Source organism: Methylobacterium sp. E-065, assembly GCF_022829605.1.
Lineage (GTDB): Bacteria > Pseudomonadota > Alphaproteobacteria > Rhizobiales > Beijerinckiaceae > Methylobacterium.
Window position 1 is genome coordinate 135644 of sequence record NZ_JAKSYD010000188.1, and the last position, 26184, is coordinate 161827.

Annotated in this window: 25 protein-coding genes and 1 pseudogene; 16 read left to right on the forward strand and 10 right to left on the reverse strand. The window is 69.0% G+C overall.

Annotated features, from left to right (window positions below; genetic code table 11):
- The first annotated feature begins 61 nt into the window (after positions 1-61).
- Positions 62-1303 (forward strand): MFS transporter, encoded by a 1242-nt coding sequence (locus MKK84_RS23495; protein WP_243924204.1) that lies wholly within the window; start codon positions 62-64, stop codon positions 1301-1303.
- A gap of 7 nt (positions 1304-1310) precedes the next feature.
- Here MKK84_RS23495 and MKK84_RS23500 read toward each other — a convergent pair whose 3' ends face one another.
- Entirely contained in the window at positions 1311-2552 is a 1242-nt protein-coding gene (locus MKK84_RS23500; protein WP_243924205.1) for an NAD(P)/FAD-dependent oxidoreductase, read from the reverse strand.
- Entirely contained in the window at positions 2549-3496 is a 948-nt protein-coding gene (locus MKK84_RS23505) for a LysR family transcriptional regulator (protein ID WP_243924206.1), read from the reverse strand. Before MKK84_RS23505 ends, MKK84_RS23500 begins: the two co-directional genes overlap by 4 nt.
- A 182-nt stretch (positions 3497-3678) precedes the next feature.
- Here MKK84_RS23505 and MKK84_RS23510 point away from each other — a divergent pair, with 182 nt between their 5' ends.
- The 5 genes and pseudogenes from MKK84_RS23510 to MKK84_RS23530 all read left to right on the forward strand — a co-directional run.
- A complete protein-coding gene (locus MKK84_RS23510; RefSeq protein WP_243924207.1) occupies positions 3679-4734 on the forward strand; it encodes a class 1 fructose-bisphosphatase in 1056 nt (351 codons plus the stop codon).
- Between the two features lie 22 nt (positions 4735-4756).
- Positions 4757-5617: a phosphoribulokinase gene (locus tag MKK84_RS23515; RefSeq protein WP_243924208.1), complete on the forward strand. Its 861-nt coding sequence runs from the start codon at positions 4757-4759 to the stop codon at positions 5615-5617.
- A 20-nt stretch (positions 5618-5637) separates the two neighbouring features.
- Positions 5638-6324, forward strand: a complete 687-nt coding sequence (rpe, locus tag MKK84_RS23520; protein ID WP_243924213.1) for a ribulose-phosphate 3-epimerase — start codon at positions 5638-5640, stop codon at positions 6322-6324.
- Positions 6318-7067, forward strand: a complete 750-nt coding sequence (locus tag MKK84_RS23525; protein WP_243924215.1) for an HAD-IA family hydrolase — start codon at positions 6318-6320, stop codon at positions 7065-7067. The genes rpe and MKK84_RS23525 overlap by 7 nt, the downstream gene beginning before the upstream one ends.
- A pseudogene (locus MKK84_RS23530) lies at positions 7028-7297 on the forward strand (methyl-accepting chemotaxis protein); the annotation flags it as partial. The gene MKK84_RS23525 and the pseudogene MKK84_RS23530, both read left to right, overlap by 40 nt.
- A gap of 103 nt (positions 7298-7400) precedes the next feature.
- On the opposite strand, the gene MKK84_RS23535 reads toward MKK84_RS23530, so the two are convergent.
- Positions 7401-7595, reverse strand: coding sequence for a hypothetical protein (locus tag MKK84_RS23535; RefSeq protein WP_243924217.1), 195 nt, complete (start codon positions 7593-7595; stop codon positions 7401-7403).
- 210 nt (positions 7596-7805) lie between these two features.
- On the opposite strand from MKK84_RS23535, the gene MKK84_RS23540 reads away from it, so the two are divergent.
- The 3 genes from MKK84_RS23540 (at position 7806) to MKK84_RS23550 (ending at position 11754) form a co-directional block, all read left to right on the forward strand.
- Entirely contained in the window at positions 7806-8552 is a 747-nt protein-coding gene (locus MKK84_RS23540) for a YebC/PmpR family DNA-binding transcriptional regulator (RefSeq protein ID WP_243924218.1), read from the forward strand.
- 218 nt (positions 8553-8770) lie between these two features.
- Entirely contained in the window at positions 8771-10024 is a 1254-nt protein-coding gene (locus MKK84_RS23545) for a glycosyltransferase family 2 protein (RefSeq protein WP_243924220.1), read from the forward strand.
- A 179-nt stretch (positions 10025-10203) separates the two neighbouring features.
- Positions 10204-11754, forward strand: coding sequence for a hypothetical protein (locus MKK84_RS23550; protein WP_243924223.1), 1551 nt, complete (start codon positions 10204-10206; stop codon positions 11752-11754).
- Here MKK84_RS23550 and MKK84_RS23555 read toward each other — a convergent pair.
- Positions 11751-12368 (reverse strand): class I SAM-dependent methyltransferase, encoded by a 618-nt coding sequence (locus tag MKK84_RS23555; RefSeq protein WP_243924224.1) that lies wholly within the window; start codon positions 12366-12368, stop codon positions 11751-11753. The genes MKK84_RS23550 and MKK84_RS23555 overlap by 4 nt on opposite strands.
- A 174-nt stretch (positions 12369-12542) precedes the next feature.
- On the reverse strand, positions 12543-13529 hold the full coding sequence (locus MKK84_RS23560; RefSeq protein ID WP_243924226.1) for an alginate O-acetyltransferase AlgX-related protein: 987 nt from the start codon (positions 13527-13529) through the stop codon (positions 12543-12545).
- A 199-nt stretch (positions 13530-13728) separates the two neighbouring features.
- Between MKK84_RS23560 and ada the strand changes: the two genes are divergently transcribed.
- The gene (ada, locus tag MKK84_RS23565) at positions 13729-14790 is read left to right on the forward strand and encodes a bifunctional DNA-binding transcriptional regulator/O6-methylguanine-DNA methyltransferase Ada (protein WP_243924328.1); all 1062 of its coding nucleotides are present in this window, start codon (positions 13729-13731) and stop codon (positions 14788-14790) included.
- A gap of 107 nt (positions 14791-14897) precedes the next feature.
- On the opposite strand, the gene MKK84_RS23570 is transcribed toward ada, so the two are convergent.
- Both MKK84_RS23570 and MKK84_RS23575 read right to left on the reverse strand, forming a co-directional pair.
- Positions 14898-16229: a DUF5666 domain-containing protein gene (locus MKK84_RS23570; RefSeq protein WP_243924234.1), complete on the reverse strand. Its 1332-nt coding sequence runs from the start codon at positions 16227-16229 to the stop codon at positions 14898-14900.
- An 11-nt stretch (positions 16230-16240) separates the two neighbouring features.
- A complete protein-coding gene (locus MKK84_RS23575; RefSeq protein ID WP_243924236.1) occupies positions 16241-17086 on the reverse strand; it encodes a DUF6502 family protein in 846 nt (281 codons plus the stop codon).
- A gap of 151 nt (positions 17087-17237) precedes the next feature.
- On the opposite strand from MKK84_RS23575, the gene MKK84_RS23580 reads away from it, so the two are divergent.
- From MKK84_RS23580 to MKK84_RS23590, 4 genes are all read left to right on the forward strand, one after another.
- Positions 17238-17567 (forward strand): hypothetical protein, encoded by a 330-nt coding sequence (locus tag MKK84_RS23580; protein WP_243924237.1) that lies wholly within the window; start codon positions 17238-17240, stop codon positions 17565-17567.
- Positions 17564-17698, forward strand: coding sequence for a hypothetical protein (locus MKK84_RS35550; protein ID WP_267356120.1), 135 nt, complete (start codon positions 17564-17566; stop codon positions 17696-17698). Before MKK84_RS23580 ends, MKK84_RS35550 begins: the two co-directional genes overlap by 4 nt.
- Before the next feature lie 79 nt (positions 17699-17777).
- Complete coding sequence (locus MKK84_RS23585) at positions 17778-18515, forward strand: outer membrane protein (RefSeq protein ID WP_243924238.1); 738 nt, start codon at positions 17778-17780, stop codon at positions 18513-18515.
- Positions 18516-18695: 180 nt separating this feature from the next.
- A complete protein-coding gene (locus MKK84_RS23590; RefSeq protein ID WP_243924242.1) occupies positions 18696-19061 on the forward strand; it encodes a hypothetical protein in 366 nt (121 codons plus the stop codon).
- Between the two features lie 18 nt (positions 19062-19079).
- Here the strand turns inward: MKK84_RS23590 and grpE are convergent, their stop codons facing one another.
- From grpE to MKK84_RS23605, 3 genes are all read right to left on the reverse strand, one after another.
- Positions 19080-19691: a nucleotide exchange factor GrpE gene (gene grpE / locus MKK84_RS23595; protein WP_243924244.1), complete on the reverse strand. Its 612-nt coding sequence runs from the start codon at positions 19689-19691 to the stop codon at positions 19080-19082.
- Between the two features lie 101 nt (positions 19692-19792).
- Positions 19793-22600, reverse strand: coding sequence for a [protein-PII] uridylyltransferase (locus MKK84_RS23600; RefSeq protein ID WP_267356114.1), 2808 nt, complete (start codon positions 22598-22600; stop codon positions 19793-19795).
- An 81-nt stretch (positions 22601-22681) separates the two neighbouring features.
- Positions 22682-24103, reverse strand: coding sequence for a TAXI family TRAP transporter solute-binding subunit (locus MKK84_RS23605; protein ID WP_243924252.1), 1422 nt, complete (start codon positions 24101-24103; stop codon positions 22682-22684).
- Between the two features lie 224 nt (positions 24104-24327).
- On the opposite strand from MKK84_RS23605, the gene MKK84_RS23610 reads away from it, so the two are divergent.
- Together MKK84_RS23610 and MKK84_RS23615 are read left to right on the forward strand one after the other, a co-directional pair.
- On the forward strand, positions 24328-24858 hold the full coding sequence (locus MKK84_RS23610; protein WP_243924333.1) for a regulatory protein RecX: 531 nt from the start codon (positions 24328-24330) through the stop codon (positions 24856-24858).
- A 76-nt stretch (positions 24859-24934) separates the two neighbouring features.
- Positions 24935-26146, forward strand: coding sequence for a putative DNA modification/repair radical SAM protein (locus tag MKK84_RS23615; protein ID WP_243924254.1), 1212 nt, complete (start codon positions 24935-24937; stop codon positions 26144-26146).
- The last annotated feature ends 38 nt before the right edge of the window (positions 26147-26184 follow it).

The window sequence follows — 26184 nt, forward strand, 5'->3', positions numbered from 1 at the left end:
CTCAGGCCGGGGAGATGCGATGCGGCTTGACCGATCTTGGTCCGCGTCGCGAAGCGCCCCCATGACCGACAGCACAGAACCGGCTCTCACCTCCGCGGCGGCCCGCGCCGCGCCGCCGGACACCTCGATCCCGCGCCTGATCGTCGTGCTGGCCTGCGCGGGGTTCGGCAGCACCTTCGCGCTGCGCTCGGTCGAACCCCTGGTCGGCGTACTCGCCCGGGATCTCGGCAGCGACGCCCACACGGTAGCGCTGCTCTCCACCGCCTTCGCGCTGCCCTACGCGTTCATCCAGCCTGTGCTGGGGCCGGTCGGCGATGCGTTGGGCAAGGAGCGGGTGATGAGCACCTGCCTCGCGGTGCTCGCCGTGGCCCTCACCCTGTGCAGCATCGCCCCCGATATCGGCAGCCTGTTCGGCCTGCGGATGCTGGCGGGCGCGGCGGCCGGCGGCTGCATCCCGCTCTCCCTGGCGCTGCTCGGCGACCGCGTGCCGATGGAGGGCCGCCAAGTGGCGATCGGGCGCTTCCTGGTCGCGGTGATCCTCGGCCAGCTCTCCGGCTCGACCTTCGCGGGCCTGATCGAGGCGGCGATCGGCTGGCGCGGCGTCTTCGCGGTCACCGCCGCGGTGGCGGCCTTCGCGTGCGCTGCGACCGTGCTGGGTTTCGACAGGGCTGGCCGGGCCCCCGCCCGCCGCCCGGCCTTCGGAGAGGCGGTGACACGCTATCGGACGATTCTGGGCAATCCCCGGGCGCGGGTGCTGTTCTCGGCGGTGTTCATTGAGGCGATCGCGATCTTCGGCGTCTTTCCGCACCTCGCGCCGCTGATCGAGGCCCGTGGCGAGGGCGGTCCGCGCGAGGCCGGCCTCGTGCTGGCGGGTTTTGCAATCGGCGGCCTGGTCTACTCGGCGCTGGTCGGGTTGCTGGTGCGGCTGCTCGGCCTGCCGCGGATGCTGATCGGCGGCGGCCTGATCTGCGGCGCGTCGCTCACCGTGGTCGGACTTGCCGGCACGTGGCAGGTCGATTGCGCCGCGCTCACCGCCATGGGGCTCGGCTTCTACATGCTGCACAACACCTACCAGACCCAGGTGACGGAGGTCGCGCCCAAGGCGCGGGCCTCCGCGGTGGCACTCCACGCCTTCTCGTTCTTCTGCGGGCAGGCGCTCGGCGTCGCAGTGATCGGGCAGGCGCTGGTCCGGCTCGGTCAGTTCGGGGCGCTCATGGGCTGCGCCATCACCATCCTGGCGCTGGGGATCGGCACCGCCTATGCCCTGCGGCAGAAGCCGGCGCCGGTGGCATTCCCGGGGTGAGTGATCCTCAGGGCCGCCCCATCGCCAGCGCCTTGAGGTCGAAACCCGGATCGGCCGCCTGATCCGGCGTCAGCGGTGTCCCGGCTGTGAGGAGACGCCGGGCAATCATGTGGTCGCCGGCCCGGTCGACGGATTCCACTGCGCTCAGGCGCCCGTCGCGGAAGCGGAACACCGAGAAGGCCGGCCCGGAGCCGCGGACCACGCTGGCATCGCTGGCACCCGACAGCCCGGCGATCTGCAGCTTGTGCGGGCCCTGGTCGCTCCAGAACCAGGGCAAGGCACCGTAGGCGGCGGGCTTGCTCAGCAGCCGGGCCGCGACGCACCGGCCCTGGTCGATGGCGTTCTGCACGGATTCGATCCGCACGGTGCCGTCGGCCGTGAGCCCGGACGCGAAGGGGCTCGGGAACCGCGCGCAATCGCCGATCGCCGAGATGGCCGGATCGGGGGTGGCGAGGAAGGCATCGACGTGGACGCCGTCCTGGGCCGGCAGCTCCGCCTCCGCGGCGAGGCTGCCGTTCGGAAGCACGCCGATGCCGACGAGGACGAGGTCGGCGGGGAGCTCCGTCCCGTCCGCGAGGGTAACGCCAGCCGCGCGACCGTCCCGGCTGGTGATCGCCGTTACGCCGGCCCCGAAGGCGAAGCGCACGCCCATCGCTTCATGGGCGGTCCGGAAGAACGCCCCCATTTCTGCGGAGACCGCCCGGGCCATGGGCCGATCGGCTGCCTCGATCACCGTCACGGACAGGCCCCGTGCGGCCGCGACCGCGGCGAATTCCAGCCCGATGAAGCCCGCGCCGACCACCACGATCGCCCGTGCCGCCTCGATTTCTGACCGAAGCGCATCGGCATCCGCGAGCCCGCGCAGCTGGTGTACGCCGCCCAGACTGGCCCCGGGGACCGGCAGGGGGCGGTTGCGGGCGCCCGTGGCGAGGACGAGGTGATCGTAGGCGAGAGGTTCGCCGTCCGACAGGTGGAGCCGCCGGGCCGCCCGATCGATCGCGGTGGCGCGGATCCCCGGCCGGTGCGTGATCGCGTGCTCGGCGAAGAAGCCGGGCTGGCGCAGGAACAGGCCCTCCCGGTCGGTCTTGCCGGCGAGGTAGGCCTTCGACAGGGGCGGGCGCTGGTAGGGGAGGGCGGTCTCGTCGCCCACCAGGGTGATCGGCTCCCGGAAGCCGCCCTCGCGCAGAGAGGCGGCGAGCTGGAAGCCTGCCTGGCCCGCGCCCGCGACGACGATCCCGGCCGCGATCACGCCCGGGCTCCAGCGAGGGCGAGGCCGCTCTGCGCGACCCCCGGAAGGCTGCGCGCGCCCTCCGTCATCAGGTAGGACCAGACCGCGGAGGCCGCCGGACCCAGTACCTTGTCGGCGCGGCGAACCGCGTACCAGTCGCGCCGGATCGGCAGGCCCTTCACGTCGAGGAGCACGAGGCGCCCGCTGTCCAACTCCGCCGCGACCGAGTGCACCGAGAGCAGCGCGATGCCGAGCCCGGCCATCACCGCCTGCTTGATGGTCTCGTTCGAGCCCGTGTCGATCTCCAGCGGTGCCCGCTTGACCAGCACGCCGGCCATGAACTCCTCGAACACCATCCGCGTGCCCGAGCCTTCCTCCCGCAGGAAGAACGGCTGGTCGGTGAGATCCTCGCGGGTCAGGCCGACCTTGCCGGCCAGGGGATGGTCGGGGGCCGCGATCAGCACGATCGGGTGCGGTCCGAAGGTGGCGGCTTCGATCGGGAAATCCCGGGGCGGGCGACCCATCAGGGCGAAGTCGATCTCGTAGCCACGGAGCGCCTCCACGGTCTGGCCGCGGTTGCGCACCGACAGGCTGATCTCGACGCCCGGATGCTTCTTGACGAAGCCGGCGATCACCTGGGGCGCGAAGTACTTCGCAGTCGACACGACGCCGAGCGCGACGCGTCCGCCCTCGGCGCCGCGCAGGGTCCGCAACCGGTCGGTGCAGGTTTCCAAAACGGTGTTGATGCTGTCGATCGCCCAGAGCATCTCGCGGCCGGCATCGGTCGGCTTGAGACCGCCGGGTGTCCGGTCGAACAGCAGCAAACCGGCTTCTTCCTCCAGTTGGCGGATGCGCGCGTAGAGCGCGGCCGAGGTCACGTTCAGTTCCTGGGCCGCCCGTGTCATGGTGCCGAGCCGGGCCACCGCCGCCACTGCCTGAAGCTGCTTGAGGGAGAGGTTGCGCATCGCCGAGGTCTCGTATTTTTTGTGCTTTCATACAAGATCGCACAGAAATCTTGAACGCCGGGCTACCGGTTCCTGTCGATCCGAGGGCCGGGACCGCTATCTTGCCGGCGGAGCGGCCGCTACAGAGCCCGCGCGGAACGCGCGATCCCGGTGGGCGGGATCCGAGCAGGAAGGATAGGCCGATGGCAAATTCAACGGCGATCGGGACGCCCCTCGAGGCCTGCCTGGCGCAGGCCGTGGCGGCAGACCCGGCGCTGAAGGATGCTGCCGTGGTGATCGCCGCGGTGGCGCGTTCGGCGGTGGAGATCAGCGAGCGGATCGGGCGTGGTGCGCTCGGCGGCGACCTCGCGGCGGCCGGCGACCACAACAGCGACGGCGACGTGCAGAAGGCGCTCGACGTGATCGCTCACGAGAGCGTGACGGCCGCCTTGCGGGGCGCCCCCGTGGCCGAGGTCGCCTCCGAGGAGGCCGAGGAGGTGATGCGGCTGAACCCGGACGCGCCGCTCGCCGTCGCGATCGATCCCCTCGACGGGTCTTCCAACATCGGCGTCAACATGGCGGTGGGGATGATCTTCGGCATCCGGCCGTCGATCAAGGACCCGGCCAATCCGCTCGCCTCGTTCACGACCCCCGGCACGGCGCAGATTGCGGCCGGCTTCGTGACCTACGGCCCCGCTACGGCACTGATCCTGACGCTCGGCCAGGGCACCCAATCCTACGTGCTCGACCGCAAGGACGGGACGTTCAAGCTGACGAGCCCGGCCATGGCGGTGCCCACCTCCGCCAAGGAATTCGCCATCAACGCCTCGAACGCCCGGCACTGGGACGCCCCCGTGAAGGCCTATATCGAGGATTGCCAGCGTGGCACCGAGGGCCCACGCGACAAGGACTACAACATGCGCTGGCTTGCCTCCCTGGTGGCCGATATCCAGCGCGTGCTGACCCGGGGCGGCGTGTTCCTCTACCCGGGCGATGCCCGGAAGAACTACGCCCGCGGCCGCCTGCGGCTGCTCTACGAAGTCGCCCCCGTGGCGATGCTGGTGGAGCAGGCCGGCGGCGCGGCCACGGACGGACAGACGCGCATCCTCGACCTCGTGGCAACCGGCATCCACGAGCGCGCCCCGCTGGTCTGCGGCTCCACCGAGGAGGTGGATTGCGTCGCAACCTATTACGGGGGCGGCAAGCCCGATGCCGGCCGCTCGCCGCTCTTCGGCCAGCGCGGCCTGATGCGGTCATAACCGCACCGTGAAGTCGTAAACGATGTCGGCGCGTCATCCCATCATCTCGGTGACCGGCTCCTCTGGGGCCGGCACCACCTCGGTGCGCAACACCTTCGAGCAGATCTTCCGCCGCGAAGACGTGCGGGCGGTGTTCATCGAGGGTGACGGCTTCCATGCCTTCGACCGGGACACGATGCGGGCCATGATGGCGCGCGAGCCGACCCTGTCGCACTTCGCGCCACGGGCGAACCTCCTGGGGGAGCTGGAGGCGGTATTCCGCAGCTACGCCGAAAACGGCACCGGCCGGACCCGTCACTACGCCCATGACCAGCACGACGCGCAGGTCTACGGCATCGCCGAGGGCAGTTTCTCGGAGTGGGAGGCGTTCCCGCCGGATTCCGATCTGCTGTTCTACGAGGGTCTTCACGGCTGCGTGGCCGACCCGGATGTCGACATCGCCCGCTATGCCGACCTGAAGATCGGTGTCGTGCCGGTGATCAACCTGGAGTGGATACAGAAGCTGCACCGGGACCGGTCGTTCCGCGGCTATTCCACGGACGCCGTCACCGACGTGATCCTGCGGCGGATGCCCGATTACGTGCAGACCATCTGCCCGCAATTCTCGTTCACCGACATCAACTTCCAGCGGGTGCCGACGGTCGACACCTCGAACCCGTTCATCGCCCGCTGGATCCCCACCGCCGACGAGTCGATGGTGGTGATCCGGTTCAAGGATCCGAAGGGGATCGATTTTTCCTATCTGGTCTCCATGATCCACGACAGCTTCATGAGCCGGGCCAATTCCATCGTGATCCCGGGCGGCAAGCTGGATCTCGCAATGCAGCTGATCCTGACGCCGATGATCATGCAGCTCGTCGAACGCCGCCGAAGACTGGCCTGAGCCGATTCCGAGAGTTGCCCATGCTTCCTCCCATCATTGCCCCCTCGATCCTCTCGGCCGATTTCTCGAAGCTCGCGGAGGAAACCCGCGCCATAGATGCGGCCGGGGCCGATTGGATCCATCTCGACGTGATGGACGGCCATTTCGTGCCCAACATCACCTTCGGCCCGCCGGTGGTGAAGGCCCTGCGCCCGCACACGCAAAAATTCTTCGACGTGCATCTGATGATCGCCCCGGCGGATCCGTACCTCGCGGCCTTCGCGGACGCCGGTGCCGACGGCATCACGGTCCATGCCGAGGCCGGGCCGCACATCCACCGCTCGCTCCAGACGATCCGCGACCTCGGCAAGCGCGCCGGCGTGGCGATCAACCCCGGCACCCCGGCCGCTTTGGTCGAGCCGGTGCTCGACCTCGTGGACCTCGTGCTGGTGATGACTGTCAATCCCGGCTTCGGCGGCCAGAGCTTCATCAAGAGCGCCATGGAATCCGTGGCGCGGGTGCGGGCGATGGTGGCGGGCCGCGACATCCGGATCCAGGTCGATGGCGGCATCGACCCCGAGACCGTCCGGGCTGCGAGCCGCGCCGGCGCCGACACCTTCGTGGCCGGCAACGCCGTCTTCAGCGGCGGACCGAGCGCCTATGCGGAGCGCATCGCGGCGATCCGGGACGGCGCGGAGGGCGCCTCTGGCCGCGACTTGTCGTGCTGAGGGCGCTGATCTTCGACGTCGACGGCACCCTCGCCGAAACTGAGGATCTGCATCGGCAGGCGTTCAACAACGCCTTCGCCGAACTCGGCCTTCCCTGGCACTGGGACGCGGCGCTCTACGCCGATCTGCTCACCGTGATGGGCGGCAAGGAACGACTCGCCCATTACATCGACACGCAGCAGCCGGCTGGAGCCGACGCGTTCCATGCGCTGGCGCCCGAGATTCATGCCCGCAAGACCGCGGCCTACGGCGCACTCGTGGTCGAGAGCCGGCTGCCGCTGCGGCCCGGTATCGCCCGGCTCATCGCGGAGGCCCGGGCGGCCGGCATCCGGCTCGCCGTCGCCACCACCACCAGCCGGCCGAACGTCGACCGATTGCTGGCCATCAACTTTCCGCCGGGCGATGCGCCCTTCGACGTGATCGCGGCGGGCGACGAGGCGGATCGCAAGAAGCCCGCCCCGGACGTGTTTCTCCTGGCGCTCGCCGGTCTGGATGTCGCCGCCTCTGAGGCTGTCGCGGTTGAGGATTCCGCCGCCGGGATCAGCTCGGCGCGCGCCGCCGGCCTCCCGGTCTTGGCGACCCGCAGCCGTTATACCGGCAGCCACAAGCTCGACGGCGCCTTCTCGGCGGTCTCGGATCTTGGAGAACCCGGGAGCCCGCACCGGCACATCGCCGGGCTGGAATGGCCGGGTGGCGTGGTCACGCTGGCCTCCCTGCGGCAGTGGCACACGGGCTCGCGTTAGACGACCCGTCGCTGCAAGGTGCGGCGACGCAGGACATCGTCCGCAACGTCGAGCAGGCCTCGTCCGGTACGAGCGCGGTTACGGGCACCATCTCGGGTGATGCGGGAGCCGCTGAGAAGACCGGCGGCGCCGCCCGAGACGTACTTACCTCGACGACCGCGTTGTCGAGCCAGGCCGAGCATCTCACGGAGGAGGTTCAGCGCTTCCTGGCGACCGTGCGAGCGGCCTAGACGATCGCTTTAAAAGCGTGCGTGGCCCTCAACTCGTGTGACGCGCTCTCTCGCGACGAACCGGTGTCCACGTCGTCGGAGAGCGCTCCATGGGCGCGCCGCCCTACCGGCCGACGCGATCGCTTGATCCGCGCCGGCCAGGAAGCCGCTCGGTGCGCCGGTCGCTGCGTCCGTGCGCCTCGGTGGCGAACAGCATGGTGCCGGCAACGACACCCAAAGCCGTTGAAATCCCCAGCTTGAGCCAGCGCGGATCGATGATCGTGCTGGCTGTGCCGCGTCCGTTGTTCCGGCTCGACATGACGTTCTCGGTTTAGAGGATTCCTGCGTTAACGCCTGGTCGAGGGGATTTTTCCGTCGACCCGATCTGTAGGAACCGGGAGGGGGTGTATGCACACGGGCGACCGCGTTGCTTCGGCGAAACCCGGCGGCCTATAACGCGGGCGACCTCACAGCCGCGTCGGCGGGGTCCTCAAGCCCGCCCGCGCCAAAGAACAAAGTCCGACACGCCATGGCAGGCCATTCCCAGTTCAAGAACATCATGCACCGCAAGGGCCGGGTGGACGCGGTCCGCTCGAAGGTGTTCGGCAAGCTCGCCCGCGAGATCACCGTGGCGGCCAAGCTCGGCACGCCCGATCCGGCGATGAACCCGCGCCTGCGGGCGGCGATCCTGGCGGCCCGTGCCGAGAACATGCCCAAGGACAATATCGAGCGCGCGATCAAGAAGGCCGCCGGCGCCGATGGCGAGAACTACGAGGACATCCGCTACGAGGGCTACGGCCCCGGCGGCGCTGCCCTGATCGTCGAGGCACAGACCGACAACCGCAACCGCACCGCCTCGGACGTGCGCTCCGCCTTCACCAAGTCGGGCGGCAGCCTCGCCGAGACCGGCGCCGTCGCGTTCATGTTCGACCGCGTCGGCGTGATCGCCTATCCAGCGTCCGTGGCCGATGCCGACACGATGCTGGAAGCCGCCATCGAGGCTGGCGCCGACGACGTGAGCTCCGGCCCGGACGGGCACGAGGTGATCTGCGCCCAGGATTCCTACGGTGATGTCGCCAAGGCCCTCGAAACCCGCTTCGGCGAGCCGAACCGCACCGGTCTGATCTGGAAGGCGCAGAACACGATCGACGTTGACGACGAGACCGGCGAGAAGCTGATCCGCCTGGTCGAGGTGATCGAGGATCAGGACGATGTCCAGAACGTCTACGTGAACTTCGCCCTGTCGGATGCGCTGATGGCCAAGCTGCAGGACTGAGCGCGGCGCAACGGGGTCTGGTTCAACGACGAGGTAGGTTGGAACCGTCCGCTTCCGCGGGGGGCTGTGCCGGGATGGCCGGCCTCCAATGCCCCTGCGCGGTTGAACGGGTCACACCGCGCTGAGATCAAGTCCAACGTCGACCAATACCGATTTGGTTAACCGAACCGCAGGCTCTCGTTCCGTAGCGTGCCCGATGAGCAACTCGGACGGTTTCTATGGGTCGGAACGATTGGACTTCAGGCGCGAGCCCGATCGACGTTTCCATCGTCATTCCGTGTCTTAATGAGGAGCAGGCCCTGCCTGCCGCCCTGGCGACGGCGCGCGCGGCCCTGGATCAGCTCAGCGAAACGCACGCGCTGAACGGCGAGATCGTCGTCGCGGATAACGGCAGCATCGACGAGAGCCGCGCGATTGCGGTCGCGGCCGGTGCCCGCGTGGTTGCAGTTTCCCGGCGCGGATACGGAGCTGCGCTGAACGGCGGCTTTCAGGCGGCCCAGGGCCGCTACCTCGTCATGGGCGACGCCGACGGCTCCTATGACTTCCGCGATGCAGTCGCCATGGTGATGGCCCTACGCTCTGGCGCCGATCTCTGCATGGGCTCGCGCTTTCAGGGCGGCATCGCCGCCGGTGCCATGCCGTGGAAGAACCGCTACATCGGCAATCCCGTGCTGACCGGCATCCTGAACCTGCTGTTCCGGGCGGGCATCGAGGACGCCCATTGCGGTTTGCGCGCTCTGACGAAGGGCTGCCATCGCCGGCTGAAGCTGCGCGGGAGCGGCATGGAGTTCGCCAGCGAGATGGTGATCAAAGCGGCGCTGAACGGCGAGCGCATCACACAGCGTCCGGCGACCCTGTCGCGCGATTGTCGCGGCCGTGGTTCGCATCTGCGTCCGTGGCGAGACGGATGGCGCCACCTGCGATACCTGCTGATGTTGAGCCCGACCGGGATCTTCGCTGCCCCCGCGGCTCTCCTCGCCAGCGGGGGGCTCGCGATCCTGCTGCTGGCCGCGGCCGCCTTGGTTCTGGGTCAAGAACGCACGTTCTTCCTTGGCAATTACTGGGTGATCCTGGCTGGCGCGATGCTTGGACTGGCCCACAACCTGAGCCTGTTCGCGGCGGCGACGCATCTCTACGGTGCGCGCGAGGGATACCGCAGACAGAGCCGCCGTCATGCGCGTTGGACAAGCTGGGTTTCGCTGGAAACGATGCTTGGGGCCGGCCTCATCGCATTCATGGCTGGCGTAGCCATCCTCGCGCTGGTGATCTGGTATTGGTCCCGGAATAGCTACGGCCCGATCGGCAGCGTGCTGCCCGCGGTGGCGGGGACGACGCTTCTGGTGGTCGGCGCTCAGAATGCACTCGGCGGCTTCCTCCTCGCCGTGATCGGCGGCAACGAGGCTGATTTTCTGCACTCCGAGGCTCCGAAGCCGGAGATGACGGCGACAGAACGCCGGCAATCGGTGGCTTGAACCGGTTGCGCTGCCGCGGCCGCCCTCCACAGAACAGGGGCGACGGCTCGCGCTGACTGTCGCGGCGCTTCCTGTCAAAGGTCATGACCATGATGACGGCCGTATCTTCGGATGCCGCCACGCGGCAGCGTCGGGCTGGACGCGGCGTTGTGGCCGGACGCACGCGCCGAGCTTGGTGGATGCATGTCCTTCTCGCCAGTGCCGTGCTGTTCGCCGTCGCGGCGGCCAACGGAAGGCCATCGGTTTTCAACGACACGGTGCAGTATTACTCGCAAGGCGAGTATCTGGCCTGGCGTCTGGGCATCGCGCAGCCGGATCTCGACAAGAACCGCCTGACGGATCCGACCTCGGTCATGCCAGATTCGCACGCCATGCGAGACATGACGCCCGCGACGATCGCGGGCGGTCGATCCCCGTTCTACGGCCTCGTTCTGGTTCTGGCCGTCAGGTTCGGAACCTTGTGGCTGCTTGCTGCAGGCCAAGCCTTCCTGGCGGCTTGGTCGATCTGCATCTTGATCCGCGGAATGTTGCCGGCGGCCTCGCCTGTTTTCTACCAGGGCGTGATCTTGACGCTCGGGCTCGGCACAAGCCTTCCGTTCTTCGCGGCTTTCGCGATGCCGGATCTCTACGCCGGGCTGCTGATTATTGCCCTGCCGATCCTCGCTTTCTGTCCGGCGCGGCTTACCGCATGGAAGCGCTTGATGCTGCGGGTGCTGCTCGTAGCGAGCCTGACGTTTCATGCCGCCAATATCGCACTTGCGCTGAGTCTGTCGGTCGCCGCCCTCGCAATCCTGACCGTGTTCAAGACACCGCTGCGGCTCGTCGCGGGCCGCGCGGGCTGGCTCGCCATGTCCATCCTGGTGGCCGTTTCGATGAATGGGGCGTTCGGCGCGATCTACCGCGCGGATGCCGGGGTCGCGCAGCGGACGCCGCCCTTCCTCATGGCGCGCCTCCTCGCCGACGGGCCGGGCCGAGACTATCTGGCGTCCGCCTGTCCGGGTGGGGCCAGCCCGACACTATGCCGGTTTATGAATAGGCCGGCGGCCAGTGAGGACGAGATCCTTTGGTCAAATGACCCTTCGAAAGGAATATTCTCGACCTCGACCTACGAGATCAGGACCAGATTGCGCGATGAGGAGCCCGCCTTCGTATCGGCGGTTGTCGTGCATGATCCCGCAGCCGTCATCACACGCATACTGCAGAACGGGCTGCAGCAATTGATGACCTTCTATGTTGCCGAGCCAATGAGCTCGCCCGCACGGTTCCTCAAACTCGCGTGGTGGGATCGAACGGCGATCCAGCGCATCGTGCCTGATCTGCAATCCTGCGCGGCCGTACCGAAGAGCTGTGACGTCCGGGCAAATCCTCTGTTTGTCGCGATCGTTCACATTGTTGTCGTGATGGCCGCATGGATCTTCATCGTGTGGTCGGTGGTCAAGACACGATGCTTTGATCTCTTCGCGCGCGCGCGGCCGGGCGGATCGGAGCCGGTCCCGCCGTTCGCCGGTGCGGTGGTGCTCATCGTGATGGGTGTGATCGTGAACGCGATGATCTGCGGGGCGGTATCCGGTGTCTTCGCCCGCTACCAAGCCCGCGTCATCTGGTTGATCCCGCTCCTGGCGCTGCTGATCGCGGATTGGTTTCGGCAGAACAGGCGTGTGCCGTCAGCGGATGCAATGGCCAGTTCAGGTCCGGCTTCTGCCGCGTCGATTGCTTCGAGCCCTGGCTAAGAGCCCGGGTGGTCAGGGCGAAGCCGCGTGACGACGTGAAGTTTCCGTCCAAAGAATAAATTCAGAGGAAAGACATACAAGGGAATATCGCTGGTCTCAGCGTCGGGCTTCAGATTCGCGCGCGCGAACAGATTCTTCCATTGTTGCGATGATTGATAGTTGTACGTCAGCGCGACACCGTGGGGCGCGTTGCCGATCCAATCCATCAGAGAGAGCGACAGGCGGTCCAAGCTGTTCTCGGACAGGTGGTCCTTGAGGATGACGTATCGGCGCGCGACCCGTGCGGCTTCCCGGAGAAGTTGCCCCGGGTCTTCCGTGTGGTGCAGAACGTCGATGAAGGTGACCACATCCCAGGATTGATCCGGGAACGGCAGGGTCTTTCCGTCGAAGGCGCTCACCGGGATGACCGTGCTGGGCCGCACGAAGACGTCGATGCCTTCGACGTGGATATCGGGCCGGATCGTGCGACAGAGGCCGGCGATGGTTCCATCACCACAGCCGACATCGAGAACGGTCGCGTCGCGGGGCAGCAGACCGGTCAGGGATTCAGCGAGAACGCGCGTTCGCCTGTCGAAGATCAGATCGCCGTGTAGTTTTCCGATCAACGCCTTCAAAGGCCGGCTCCCTCGACATCACTGCTGTCAGGCGAAACGCTAGACTCCGAATATGGTCTGAAAGGTGATGGACCAGGGACATATCTCGTCCCTCGGGGCGTCTGGCTTGTCGGCCCCGATCCGGTCGTCTCGCTTTTGCACCGACGTTGCGATGAGGCGCGTATCCACGTGGGCTCACGCACGGGCCGCCGCCAGCTCCGCGCCGAACCGCTCCTCGGCATAGGCCTCCACCGAGAACGTGTCGTCGGGCAGCTGGACCATGAAGCGCTCGGCCACTTCGGTGAGCACGATGTCGGGCCGCACCTGCTCGATGTACCCCCAGTCGAGCGACGTGCTCCACACGAAGTGCAACTCCCGGAAGGTCTCGGCCAGCAAGATCGTCAGCATGTACGGCATGACGTGCGAGAAGGAATCGCCGAACAGCACCACGCGGCGCGGATCCGTCGCCTTGGCGTTGCCGTAGACCACATGCGCGCCGACATGCAGCGTATGCAGGAGGCCCGCCTTCTCCCGCATCTCGACGATCGGGCTGGCATAGGTCCGCACCGCATCCTGCTGGATCATCACGGTCCGTGACCGCGCCCGTCGCGGCGGATCGAACGCGCTGCCCAGATCGCCGTCGTGGTCGGTCTCGAAGGAGGGCCGGTCCCGGAGATCCGCCCGGGGCTCGGCACCGAGCGCCCGGCAGATCTCAGCGTAGGCGTAATAACAGCCCTCGAAGGACCAGTGCGTATCGGTCCGGCAGTAGAGGTCGGTCGCGTCGCGTCCCGCGCGCAGCGGCGTCACGAGGTCGATGCAGGTCTCCCGCCAGCGACGACGCCTGCGCCAGGCGGCGTAGAGGCCGAACGGGCTGCTGAGGCGACGCGGCGGCGGTTCGTTGCGGAGCAGCCGGTAGGCTGGCGAAGCGCTCGGCCGGATCGTGATCCCGTCGAGTCGGTGATCGTAGACCATCAGCTTCTCCGGGGCGACGACGTGCCGGTAGAGGATCCCCAGGGCGCGCAGGCGCCGCTCCCGCGTCGCGATGAGGCTGCGCCATTGCCAGACGAGCTCGGTCGTCTCCTCCGGCCGCTCGTACTGGCCGAGGACGTCGTTCGTCCCGGTCTTCAGGAACAGCCATCCGTCCTGTCCGACGTGGATATGGTCGGTGTTGTTTGGCGCCACGGTCACCCTCGTGCGGCAGGTCGTCCGCCTTTACAGCATCGCCCTGGATCTGGGACGATGGCGCCGCGAATTCGGCGGCAAGGCGCGGGATGCCGGGCCGGCGGCGGACGGACAGGATGACGCATCGTTCCTCGATCGCCCGGTTGTGTCCGTCATGCCCCTCCTCACCGCGTCCGCCAAGCCGCAGAGCGCCGTCGCCATGAGCCTCGTTCCGAGCCCCGATCCGGATGCAGACCGGTGGGCGGCGCTCGCCGCCCGCGACGCCCGGGCAGACGGCACCTTCGTGTACGCGGTCCGCACGACCGGCGTGTACTGCCGGCCGAGCTGTGCGGCGCGGGCCGCCCGGCCGGAGAATGTCAGCTTCCATCGGACCTGCGCCGAGGCGGAGGCCGCCGGCTTCCGGCCCTGCCTGCGCTGCCGGCCCGATGCGCCGGGCCTTGCCGAGCGCCAGGCCGAGGCGATCACCCGCGCCTGCCGGCTGATCGAGACGGCGGAGACCGCGCCGACCCTCGCTGCACTCGCCGGGGCCGCGGGGATGAGCGCCAATCACTTCCACCGGGTGTTCAAGGCCGCCACCGGCGTGACGCCCCGGGCCTACGCCGCCGCGCACCGGGCTGCCGGCCTCGCCGCCCGGCTGCCCGGGGCGGGTTCGGTCACCGAGGCGCTCTACGAGGCCGGCTACGGCGCGGCGAGCCGCTTCTACGCCGAGGGCGCCCCGCGCCTGGGTATGGCCCCCGCCGTCTATCGGAAAGGCGGGGCAGGTCTGCGCATCCGGTTCGGTATCGGCGCCTGCAGCCTGGGCGCGATCCTGGTGGCGGCGACCGATCGGGGCATCTGCGCGATCCTGCTGGGCGACGCGCCGGAGCCGCTCCTGCAGGATCTTCAGGACCGGTTTTCGGGCGCGGAGATCATCGGGGGCGATCCGGTCTTCGAGGACTGGATGGCGCGGGTCATCGGCTTGGTCGAGGCGCCGGGGCGCGGCCTTAATCTGCCCCTCGACATCCGCGGCACCGCCTTCCAGCAGCGGGTCTGGGAAGTGCTGCGGCGCATCCCCGTGGGGTCGACCGCGAGCTACGCCGAGATCGCCCGCGCCATCGGGCTCCCCGCCGCGACGCGGGCCGTGGCGCAGGCCTGCGGCGCGAATGCCATCGCGGTCGCGATCCCCTGTCATCGGGTGGTGCGCTCGGACGGTGCGCTGTCCGGCTATCGCTGGGGTGTGGCGCGCAAGCGCGATCTCCTCCAGCGCGAGGCTGAGGGCTGAGGACGGTCCCCGGCCTGAGAACTCAGGAATTCGCGGATCGTCGCTTCGAACCAGATTGCGCGGGTGGCAGATCTGAACAGCTGCTCCCGCCACGTGGCGGAAGCGCCCTAGCGCCGGCCACCCGGCGGCCCTCCTGGACCTCCGAACCCACCGCCAGCCCCGCCGAACCCGCCGGGGCCGCCACTCGGTCCGCCAGGTGCGCCGCCCGGCCCGCCGAATCCACCGGGGCCGACCGGGAAGGCGCCCGGGCCCGCCGGTGGCGGACCGCCCGGCCCACCCCGGGCCGCGCCGAAGCCGCTCGGCCGCTCACCCCCGGGGATCGGTCCGCCCCCGGGCCGGGTATCGATGCCGAACCCTCGCGGTTCGCCGGACTTGCCGAGGCCGCCCGCCCGTCCACCGGGCTCCGCGCCGAAGCGGCCCGGCAAGTCCTCGGGTAGGTTGCGCAAGTCCAGGCGGTCGCGCTCGCGCTCGAAGCCGGGTGCTTCGCGTTGCGGGGCCTCGGGGGCGATGCGGTTCTCGATCCGCAGTTGCTCGACGGTCAGAACGCCGTCGCGGGCGATGCCGGCGGTCAGTACGGCGCGGACGCTCCCCTGCCGTGGCACCTTCGCCCCCGGCCGGCCCGCGACCCTGTAGCCCGAGCCAATGGCGAGGCCCGCGCCGGAGCGGCCGATATAAGCCTCGATCGAGACCTGCTTCAGCCCCGGCGGGAATGGCAGGCCGATCTGGGCGGCATTGGTCGCGCGCAGGACGCCATCGGCGGCCGAACCCGTCACCAGGGCGCGTTTGCCCGGGGGCAGGGCGTCGGCCCCCGTGAGGCGCAGGGCTCCGATCAGGAGGGCGCCATTTTCGCCGCGCCGCACCGGGCCGGCGACCCGGTCCGGTCCGGCCTCCCGCGGCTCGATGAGGCTCGCCACGATCACCCCGTCCGGCCGCCGCAGGCCGCTCACCGCGACGCGTGCGCCCGGCTTCCAGTCGCCGGCAAGGCCTGCGGTCGAGATCCGCTGCCCCAGCACGATCATCCGCCCCGGTGCGACCGCCTCGACAGGGCCCACCACCTCGCTGCTCACGTCGATGCGGCGCGTTGCGAGGCCGCCGCCCTCCGGCCGCGCCACCACGTGGACGACATGCCCGATCTTCAGGTCTGCTGCCTTTGCGGCCGCGCCGTCGATGCGCACCTCCACCTCCGGCGGGTAGGCGATGCGCAGGTCGTTGACGATGATCGAGCCGAAGCGGCGAATCGTGCCAATCACCCCGGTTCCGCCGATGCCGCGATCACCCTCGCCCAGCGGGTTATCGCGCGGCTCGTCGGTCCGCATCATGCCGGTTCCGCCGATGCCCTGGTCGCGCGGGGCCTCCTGCGGCCGGACCTTGGCCGGCAGCAGCGTCGCGGCACCCGCGAGAAGGCGCAGGATGAACCGGCGGTTGGGCAGGGGGCGCACCGGCCGGATCCTCAGCGCTCGTCCGTGGGACGCGCGGGCGGCACGGCCTCGGCGTAGACGTAGAGACCGAAATTCCAGCGGTGATCGCCGCCCGGGTCGGTCTGGCAGGCGGCGTGCGCCTCGCGGTTCGCCTGCTGCAACGCCTCCATGGCGATCTCGCGGGCCCGCGCCTCGAGCTTGGCTGCAAGCTCCTTCGAGAGCCCATCATAGTGGACGGCCCGCTCCAAGAAGCGCGGCTTGTCGCCGACGATGTTGGCCACGGACGCCGCGATATGGTCGTGCAGGTTACGGCCGAAATAGTAGAGCTGCGGTCCCTCGGCGCCGTCCCCGCGGGGCACGTAGGCGGCCTCCGCCAGCACGATCCGGTCCTGCGGATCCGTGAAGGCGAGGCCGCGGTCGAGCCACTCGTCCAGGATCGCCCGCGGGCGCAGATCGCGCGTCACCCCGGCGACCAGCGTTTCGAAGGAGGGTGCGTTGTCCTCGGCGGTCCGCGGCAGCGGCAAGGGGTGACCTTGCGGATCGGTGAAGGCCGGGTCGGCGATCCAGCGGGCGATGATCCGGCTGGTGCGCGAGACCACGGCCGGCACTGCACTCACGGGGGCGCCGGCCCCGCGCAGGCGTCGCACTTCCTTGCGATGGATGCCGGTGAGCAGTGAGACGCGGCTGTCGGTCTGCTCCTTGCCCGAGAGGGCGAAGTCGTACTCGGCCACATTTACGTAGAGCTCGCGCAGAAGGTCCGTGAGAGCCGGAAAGGTGATGCCGCGGGCGACCAGCAGGCGCACGAGCGGCCGCAGCAATCGGGCCAGCGGCGCGTGCAGGGCCGCGCCCTCTCGCGGTGTGTCGGCGGTCTCGGACATGCTGGCATCGTTACCGCACGGTGCGTGGGAGACAATCCCACAACGTGCGGGGCCACACGCGCAGAAAGAGATTTATCGTTGACGTGGGATATTTGCACACGTATCTCGATTACGTGGTCAAATTTCCCACGGACGTTGCGGGGTTCCTGTCATGAAGGCTGACACGCGCATTCTCGTCGCGGACGCGCTGCCGCCCCTCAGGATCGAGGAGATCGCCAACGGCCGGACCCGGAAGAACCATCCCATGCCGCGGCTGGGGCGCATCGTCTGCGTCCTCGCCGCCCTCGCACTGCCCGCCTTCGGCATCGCTGTTGCGGACACGGTCCACCGCATCGGCGACACGAAGGTGTCGCAGGCCGCCGCTCCCGTCATCCCCTCAGACGGGGCGGCGGCACCCAAACGGGCCGTCACGCCCGCCGGTGCCTCGAAAACCGCCAGGTCGGCCATGCACACGACCGAGCGCCGCGAGGTCGGGACGTGATCGCCCTCACCGAGGCAGGTGGCGGCGACGCGCGGCCTGGACCTACCTGCGGTGGAGCGCCCGTCCTCGATCTCGCGCTCTGCCTGATCCTGTCGGTGACGGTGGTCGGTCTGCTGCTCCTGGCCCTCTGACCCCACTGCTCCGGATCCTGGCTTGCGGCCCGCGCTCCGGCGCCGATCCGGCGGTAACGCCCCACACACGAGACCCACCATGACGCTATCGTTTCGCGCTGTCCTGCTCGGCGCAGCGGCGGGCTGCATCGCGCTCGGCGCACAAGCGGCCGATCTACCCCGTCGCGCCCCACCGCCGCCGCTTCCCCTGCCGCCGGCCTTCACTTGGACAGGCTTCTATGCCGGCGTGAACGCCGGCTACGCCGTGCACACGGGCAATGGTGGCTTCACCGATCCGACCTACGGCACCGTGACCGGCGGCAACCGGTTCGGCGGCTTCGCCGGCGGCGGGCAGATCGGCTACAACTATCAGTTCACCCCAGGCTCGGGCTTCGTGCTCGGCGTCGAGGCCGACATTCAGGGTACGGCCTTCGCCAAGGCGGACGCGGCCTATCTCGGGACGACGCCGTATTACAGCGTCCGGCCGAGCCTCGACTATGTCGGAACGGTCCGCGGCCGCCTCGGCTACGCCTTCGACCGCGTCCTGATCTACGGGACCGGCGGCTTCGCATATGGCGGAGGCTCTCGCTCATCCTCCGCGGCCTCCTATCCCTACACGCTGCCCGCGACCGAGCGGACCGGCTACGCTTGGGGTGGCGGCATCGAGTACGCCTTCACCGAGAAGCTGTCGGTCAAGATGGAAGCGCTGTACCTGCATCTCGGCCGCGGCTTCACCGGAACGACTTACTACAGCGCCAGCGTTCCGGCGTATTATGGTGCCGGCAAACAGGATTCAGGGTTCGCCTTGGTCAGGGCGGGGGTAAACTACCGCTTCTAATCAGTATTGGTCGAAACGGAGCTTGACGGGCCGGCCGGATTGAGTCGCTATGTATGGCGTTCGGCGTCGCGACGTCATGGTTCGGTCGTGCGTAACCACGGCTGGACCGGCAGCGCTGGTGCCGAATGCCGCACGGGTGGCGCCGCGCGGTATCGTGGGGCCTGTCCGTCAGGAACGTCCGTGAGAACTTCACGCCTGTGCGTCGCCGCGACGACGCTTCTCACCCTCTCCGGCATCGGGGCATCGGCGCAGGACGTCATCCCGCCCGGGCCGACCGGGCGGGGCGCCTTCCTGATCTACGGCAATTTCTGCGGGCCGGGGAACCGTGGGCCCGGCTACGCGCCGATCGACGCGCTCGACCGCGCCTGCGCGCGCCACGACGTCTGCTCGGCGGACCCGCTGTCGAGCACACTGACGGCCTGCGCCTGCAACCGCCGTCTGGAACGGGAGGCGGGTATGGTCGCCCGCGATCCGCGCGCATCGGGCCATACCCGCGAGACCGCGCGGTTCATTGCCGACTTCGCGGCGGCGCTACCCTGCCAGTAGGGCGCGCCGCCAGCCCGGTCAGGCGGCGTCGGCCGGGTTGGCAGCCGCCTTGGGGCCGCCCTTGGCGACTCCCACCAGGGCCGGGCGCAGCACCCGGTCGCCGATGACGTAGCCCGACTGGACCACCTGCACGACCGTGCCGGCGGGCACCTCCGGGTTCGGCACTTCGAACATGGCCTGATGCCGGTTCGGATCGAATTTCTGGCCCTGCGGCTCGACGACCTTCACGCCGTGGCGCTCCAGGGTCTTGGCGAGGTCGCGCTCGGTCAGCTCGATCCCGTCGATCAGACCCTTCAGGGCGCCGTCGGCGCTGGCCTTCGCGTCGGCCGGCACGCTCTCGAGGGCCCGGCGGATGTTGTCGGCGACGTTGAGCACGTCGCGGGCGAAGTTCGTGACCGCGTAGGTGCGGGCATCGGCGACCTCGCGCTCGGTGCGGCGACGCAGGTTCTCCATCTCGGCGAGCGTGCGCAGCGTCCGGTCCTTCAACTCGTCCCGCTCGGCGGTGAGCAGGGCCAGGGTCTCCGCGATGGGATCGACGGACGCCTCGGCGCCCTGACCCGCGGAGCCGGGATTCTGGGCCGCACCGGCACCGGCCTCGACCGTGGTCTGGCGCTGGTCATCCTGGGGCATGTCGTTGCTCGTCATCGTGTTTCAGTCGTCCGGGAAGTGGGTTCGGGCACGCGGGACCGGCGCTGATATCTGGCCCGGAGCCAACGAAATCAACCCATCGCTCAGGCTTCGCGCGGCGGCGGCGCGGCCACCAACGCTTCCAGGCCCTCGGCCTTGAGGGCGGCGACGTCGCCCGCGAACACATCCATCACGGCCCCGCGAATCGCGGCCTGCCGGTCGGGCTGCGTCACCCGCGTGCCGGTGAGGTCGGTGACGTAGAAGACGTCGACCGCCCGCTCGCCGAAGGTCGCGACGTGCGCCGAGGTGATGTTGAGCGACAGCCGGCCCAACGCGGTGGTCAATTCATAGAGGAGGCCTGGCCGGTCGAGGCCGGTGACCTCCACGACGGTCTCCCGGCTCGACAGGGCGTTGTCGATGATTACGTCCGGCGGCACCGGGAAGGTCTTGGCGCGCGTCGTCGTCGGCGGGTGCTTGTCGGCCACGAGGTCGGCGATGCGGATCTCGCCCTTGAGCGCCCGCTCGATCGCCGCCGTGATGCGCTTCGTCCGTCGGGTCTCGTCCTCGTCCCGCTCGAAGGCGCGCGAGATCACGATCGTGTCGAGGGCGAACCCGTCCGTCGTGGTGAAGATCTGGGCGTCGACGATGTTGCTGCCGGCCGCCGCGCAAGCACCGGTGATGATGGCGAGCAGGCGCGGGTGGTCGGGCGAGTAGATCGTGATCTCGGTGACCCCCCGGACGGGGTCGAGGGCAACGTCGGTGGTGCTGGTGCGGCTGTCGCCCAGCGCCTCGCGCAGGAACTGCGCGTTCTTGAGCTGGCGCGTGCCGTCGACCTTCAGCCAGTAGGCCTGACCGTGCCGGGCCGCGTAGGCGTCGAACTCCTCCGAGGCCCAGCCCGGCAGCCGCTCACGCAGCCCCATCTGGACCAGGCGCACCCGGTCGGTGCGGGCGATCTCGGAATGGCCGCCCGAGAGGTAGACCTCGGTCTCGTCGTAGAGCGTGCGGATCAGGGTGCCCTTCCAGGCGGTCCAGACGCCGGGGCCCACCGCGGTGATGTCGGCCACCGTCAGGATGGTCAGGAGCTTCAGCCGCTCCAGGGTCTGCACGTTGGCGGCGAAGCGCTCGATCGTCTTGGGGTCCGAAAGGTCGCGGCTCTGCGCGGTCATCGACATCAGCAGGTGCTGCTCGACGAGCCAGCAGACGGTCTCGGTCTCGGCCTGGTTCAGGCCGAAGCGCGGGCAGAGTTTTTCCGCGATCGCGGCGCCCGCGATCGAGTGATCCTCCGGCCGGCCCTTGGCGATGTCGTGCAGCAGGATCGCCACGTAGAGCGCCGTGCGGTTGTGGATCGTGTGAACGAGGCGCGAGACCAGCGGGTAGGTCTCCTGCGAGCGGCCCGATTCGACGTCCGCGAGCACGCCGACCGTGCGCAGCAGGTGCTCGTCCACCGTGAAGTGGTGATACATGTTGAACTGCATCATCGCGACGATGCGGCCGAAATCCGGGATGAACCGGCCAAGTACCCCCGCCTCGTTCATCTCGCGCAAAGCCTCCTCGGGGGCGTTGTGCGAGGTGAGGATCTCAAGGAACAGGCGGTTGGCCTCGGTGTCGCTGCGCAGCGACGGGTTGATCAGGCGCAGCGAGCGGCTGGCCAGCCGCTTGGCATCCGGATGGATCGCGAGGTTGTGCCGGTCGGCCAGCCAGAACAGGCGGATCAGGTTGACGGGATCGCGCTCGAACGCGTCCTCGGCCCGTAGGTTGACCCGGCCGTGGTCGATCCAGAAATCCTCCGCCTCCATGGCGGTGGCCCGGAAGCGGTCGCGGAACCGGCCAATCCAGCGGTCGAGCACCGGCGTGCGCTTGGCGTGACGCGCTTCCAGTTCCGCGCAGACGATGGCGGTGAGGTCGCCGACATCCTTGGCGAAGCGGAAATAGGCCTTCATGAACCGCTCGACGCCCGAGAGGCCGCCCCGGGCCTCGTAGCCGAAGCGCTCGGCGATTCGGGGCTGCAGGCCGAAGGACAGGCGCTCCTCCGCGCGCTTCGTCACGAAGTGCATGTGGCAACGGACCCGCCACAGGAACTCCTCGCAACGCTCGAACAGCGCGTATTCCTCCGGTGTGAACAGACCGGCGCTGACGAGTTCGGCCTGATCGCGCACCCGGTACGTGTATTTGGCGATCCAGAACAGCGTGTTGAGGTCGCGCAGGCCGCCCTTGCCGTCCTTGACGTTGGGCTCGACGAGGTAGCGCGACGAGCCGGCCTTCGAGACGCGCAGGTCGCGCTCGCGCAGCTTGGCGTCCACGAACTCGGCCGCCGAGCCGACCACGAGTTCCATGTCGAAGCGCGTCACCAGCTCCTCGAACAGGGTCCGCGAGCCGAACAGGTAGCGCGCCTCCAGCAGCGAGGTGCGGATCGTCATGTCGGCCCGCGCCTCGCGCAGGCATTCCTCCACCGACCGGGTGGCGTGACCGACCTTCAGCTTCAGGTCCCACAGGACGTAGAGCATCGCCTCGACGACGCTCTCGGACCACGCGGTCTGCTTGTAGGGCAGCAGGAACAGCAGATCGATGTCCGAGCCCGGCGCCATCGTGCCCCGGCCGTAACCGCCGGTGGCGACCACCGCGAGCTGTTCGCCGGTCGAAGGGTTGTCGTTGGGGTAAAGCCGCCAGACCACGGCGTCGTGGATCGCCCGGACCACCGCGTCGGTGAGCTTGGACAGCGTTTGCGCGCAGCGCAGGCCGTTGCAGTCCTTCAAAAGCTGGACTTCGGCGGCGCGGTGGCCTTCCTCGATCACCCGCCGCAGGTGCGGGACGAGCGCGGCGCGGAGCTTGGTGGGCTCGCGAGCCTCGCGGTCGAGATTCTCCAGGACCGTGGCGAGGGCGGCGACGGGATCGAACATGGCTCCCGTTAGCATGATATGCCTACGCCGCCAGCCATGCGGCGACGCGTGTCCGATCCCGAATTTTCACGGTTCATCACGCCAAGCCACAGTCCCCTATTCTGCCGCTGGCAAGTCGAGGGCCAACAGCCGCGCCGTCCGGTTGCGGGTCGAGGGCCTAGCCTCGGTGGCGGCGGTCTGCCGCCGGGCATCGGCGATCGCCGCGTGGACCCCGTCCACCGCCAGAATCAGGGCGCTCACGGTGCGGGCGTCGATGCTGCGCTCCCGAGCGTAGCAAACCACGTCGGAGACGAGCCCGTCGGTTTCGATCGCCAGGGCGTCGAGCGCTGCGCTGCTCGTCGCGACCCGGACCTCGCGCATGATGGCGAGCAGGCGGTCGAGGACGAAATCGACCCGCTCTCGGCGCTTGCGGGCCAGCCGCTGCCCGATCCACGCGAAGCCGGAGCCGATCGTGCCGCCGAAGAAAGCGAACAGGTAGATGTAATCCTCGTAGCGATCGAGGAATGTCTGCTGCTCGCGCTCGAAATAATCGACCGCACCTGGGTGGTTCGGCAGCCGTGCCGACGTCGCCGCAACCGTGGTGTCGAAGTCGGGCGCCTTCATCAGCTTGGCGGCCGGGGCCGCGGAGGCGAGGCGCGAGCGCCACTCGAACAGGTGCTGCGTGGCCGAGGCCACCGCGACGCGGCTCACCGTGCCGCGCGCCATCAGGCGGTAGGAGGCGCCGACGGTCTTGATCTCCTCGTCGGGACGCTTCGGACGGCCGCCGAAGGTCCCGGCCGGAATGCTCACCGCTTGCAATTCGGGGAAGCGCTGCAGGATCGCGTCGCCATCGGGAATCGAGACGAAGCCGATCTTGCGCTCCGGCGAGCCCAGTTCGACGGCGTGCACCATGGCCGCCGCGGTCTTGGACGCTGGGCTGGCAATCACCGCCACCGCGTCGACCCGCTTGTCGGTCAGCGCGGCCGTGACCTCGCCGATCTTCAGGGGCACGACCACGACGTGGCCCACCTCCGCCTCGTCGGCCGGTGGGGCACCCTCGGATGCCTCCTCGGCGCGGTTTTCCGGAACGAGATCGTAGAAGGAGAGCAGGTTCGTCAGGAAGGGCAGGTCGGCGCTGTGGCGCACAACGATGCCGAGGCGCTTGCGCGCCAGCGCCGGGATGTCGTCGAGATCGGCGGCCTCGGGCGCCGCGATGACCAGGGCCTCGTCGTGCAGGATCGCCAGCGTCAGGCCGTTCTCGGGCAGCAACACATCCGGCCGGACTACGGCGAGGTCGGCCTTGTTGCGCTGGAGCGCCAGGGCGCTGTCGCGGACGTCGGCGTAGCGCACGACCTTGAGGCGCACATCCTCGCGGCCCCGATCCAGGGCGCTGGCATAGGCTTCGATCAGGGCGGCCTCGGGCCCGTCCTGGGGGCCCACCGCCACCGTCAGGGTGTTCGGGCGCGACAGATAGACGATCGCGGCGGCGACCGCGGCCAGGCCCAGGGCCACCAGGACCAGGAGCCACTCGCGGCGCATCAGAGACGTCGCCGCGGCACGGAGGCGGCTCCGCCACGGTTTGCGGATGCGGTCGGGCGAAGGACGGTGGTTCGGTCCATGTCCGAGCCTGTCGCGTTGCACGCGTTCCATACCCAAGTCATGGAACGCAAACCTGTCGAGAACGTGAAGAACCGGTGAAACCCCCATTCGTTGCAGGATCCGCACCGGGACACCGCAAGGCCGACGCGGCCCCGCCGAAACCGATCAGCGCGCCGTGGCTCGAACGGTCGGCGCTGCATTACCTCGAGCGCTACAGCGCCTCGACCGAGATGCTGCGCCGGACCCTGGCGCGGCGGGTGGAGAAGCGGGCGCGGCTGCGCGGCGAGGACCCCGCCGGCTTCGCCGAGATGATCGCCGCCACGGTGGCGCGGGCGGTCTCAGCCGGCCTCGTAGACGACGTGCGTTTCGCCGACATGCGCCTCGCCACGCTGCGTCGCCGGGGCACGTCGAGCCGCGGCGTCTCGGCGAAGCTCGCCGCCAAGGGCGTCCCCCGGGATGTGGTCGAGGCCGCCATGCAGGCCGAGCGGGAGGCGGTGCCGGAGGAGGACGCCGCCGCGATCGAGGATCAGGCCGCACAGGCTTACGCCAAGCGGCGGCGCCTCGGGCCGTATCGCCGGCCGGACCAGCGGGCCGCCTATCGCGACCGCGATCTTGCCGCGCTGGCGCGGGCCGGATTTTCGTATGGCCTCGCCCGCCGGGTGGTCGATACGGAGTTGGACGAGGAGCCCGGGTGAAGGGTGCGGCAATGCGGCCCGGGGTAGGCTACCGGCCGACCTTGCACCTTCTCGCGCCTCGTTCATTGTCTGTTCGATGGACGAAACCCTCGCCAAGAAACTGCGCATCCTGGCCGATGCCGCGAAGTACGATGCGTCCTGCGCGTCCTCCGCGGCGCCCAAGCGCGCGGCCGGCAAGGATGGGCTCGGCTCCACCACCGGGGCCGGCATCTGCCACGCCTATACGCCGGATGGGCGCTGCGTCTCGCTGCTCAAGATCCTGCTGACCAACTGGTGCCTGTTCGATTGCGCCTATTGCATCAACCGGCGCTCCTCGAACGTGCGGCGGGCGAAGTTCACCGTCGAGGAGGTCGTGAACCTCACCCTGAACTTCTACCGGCGCAACTATATCGAGGGCCTGTTCCTGTCCTCGGGCATCATCAAGTCGCCCGACCACACGATGGAGTTGCTGACCCGGGTGGCGAAATCGCTCCGGCGCGACCACGGCTTTGCCGGCTACATCCACCTCAAGTCGATCCCCGAGGCGAGCCCCTGGCTGATCGAGGAGGCCGGCCTCTATGCCGACCGGCTGTCGATCAACGTCGAATTGCCCACCGAGGCGAGCCTGGAGCGGCTGGCGCCCGAGAAAGACGGCGCTACCATCCAGAAGGCGATGACGCAGATCGGCGAGCGGATCGTTGAGGCCAAGGCCGAAAAGCGCCGGTTCTCGCCGGCCGGCCATTCGACCCAGGTGATCGTCGGGGCGGACGCCACCACCGACGAGGCGTTGATCCGCAAGAGCGCGCTGCTCTACGGCAGCGTGGGTCTGAAGCGCGTCTATTACTCGGCCTTCAGTCCGATCCCGGACGGGTCGGCGATCCTGCCGCCGAAGCCGCCGCCGCTGCAACGGGAGCACCGGCTGTATCAGGCCGATTGGCTGCTACGCTATTATCACTTCACCCCCGACGAGGTCGCCGACGCCTCGGAGGGTGGCATGCTCGCCCTCGACATCGACCCAAAACTCGCCTGGGCGTTGAAGCACCGCGAAAAATTCCCGGTGGACGTGAACAAAGCGGACCGGGAGTGGCTGCTGCGTGTGCCGGGGCTCGGCGCGCGGGCGGTCGACAAGATCATCACGGCCCGTCGTCACGCGACCCTGCGGCTGGATGACGTGGCGCGGCTGACCTCGGGGCTGAAGCGGGCGCGGCCGTTCCTCATCACCGCCGATCATCGGCCGGTGGGGCTGACGGATCGGGCCGATTTGCGCACGCGGCTGGTTGAGCCGGCGACGCAGTTGAGCTTGTTTTGATGCGGACCGGAAGCGCGCCTCTCCCTCCCCCCTCTGCG

What these genes read in the sequence shown, in the direction of transcription:
- MKK84_RS23495 (WP_243924204.1), top strand. Translation starts at nt 62, where the DNA reads ATGACCGACAGCACAGAACCGGCTCTCACCTCCGCGGCGGCCCGCGCC.
- MKK84_RS23505 (WP_243924206.1), bottom strand. Translation starts at nt 3,496, where the DNA reads ATGCGCAACCTCTCCCTCAAGCAGCTTCAGGCAGTGGCGGCGGTGGCC.
- MKK84_RS23510 (WP_243924207.1), top strand. Translation starts at nt 3,679, where the DNA reads ATGGCAAATTCAACGGCGATCGGGACGCCCCTCGAGGCCTGCCTGGCG.
- MKK84_RS23515 (WP_243924208.1), top strand. Translation starts at nt 4,757, where the DNA reads ATGTCGGCGCGTCATCCCATCATCTCGGTGACCGGCTCCTCTGGGGCC.
- rpe (WP_243924213.1), top strand. Translation starts at nt 5,638, where the DNA reads ATGCTTCCTCCCATCATTGCCCCCTCGATCCTCTCGGCCGATTTCTCG.
- MKK84_RS23535 (WP_243924217.1), bottom strand. Translation starts at nt 7,595, where the DNA reads ATGTCGAGCCGGAACAACGGACGCGGCACAGCCAGCACGATCATCGAT.
- MKK84_RS23540 (WP_243924218.1), top strand. Translation starts at nt 7,806, where the DNA reads ATGGCAGGCCATTCCCAGTTCAAGAACATCATGCACCGCAAGGGCCGG.
- MKK84_RS23545 (WP_243924220.1), top strand. Translation starts at nt 8,771, where the DNA reads ATGGGTCGGAACGATTGGACTTCAGGCGCGAGCCCGATCGACGTTTCC.
- MKK84_RS23550 (WP_243924223.1), top strand. Translation starts at nt 10,204, where the DNA reads ATGCATGTCCTTCTCGCCAGTGCCGTGCTGTTCGCCGTCGCGGCGGCC.
- ada (WP_243924328.1), top strand. Translation starts at nt 13,729, where the DNA reads ATGAGCCTCGTTCCGAGCCCCGATCCGGATGCAGACCGGTGGGCGGCG.
- MKK84_RS23575 (WP_243924236.1), bottom strand. Translation starts at nt 17,086, where the DNA reads ATGTCCGAGACCGCCGACACACCGCGAGAGGGCGCGGCCCTGCACGCG.
- MKK84_RS23580 (WP_243924237.1), top strand. Translation starts at nt 17,238, where the DNA reads ATGAAGGCTGACACGCGCATTCTCGTCGCGGACGCGCTGCCGCCCCTC.
- MKK84_RS23585 (WP_243924238.1), top strand. Translation starts at nt 17,778, where the DNA reads ATGACGCTATCGTTTCGCGCTGTCCTGCTCGGCGCAGCGGCGGGCTGC.
- grpE (WP_243924244.1), bottom strand. Translation starts at nt 19,691, where the DNA reads ATGCCCCAGGATGACCAGCGCCAGACCACGGTCGAGGCCGGTGCCGGT.
- MKK84_RS23600 (WP_267356114.1), bottom strand. Translation starts at nt 22,600, where the DNA reads ATGCTAACGGGAGCCATGTTCGATCCCGTCGCCGCCCTCGCCACGGTC.
- MKK84_RS23605 (WP_243924252.1), bottom strand. Translation starts at nt 24,103, where the DNA reads ATGCGCCGCGAGTGGCTCCTGGTCCTGGTGGCCCTGGGCCTGGCCGCG.
- MKK84_RS23615 (WP_243924254.1), top strand. Translation starts at nt 24,935, where the DNA reads ATGGACGAAACCCTCGCCAAGAAACTGCGCATCCTGGCCGATGCCGCG.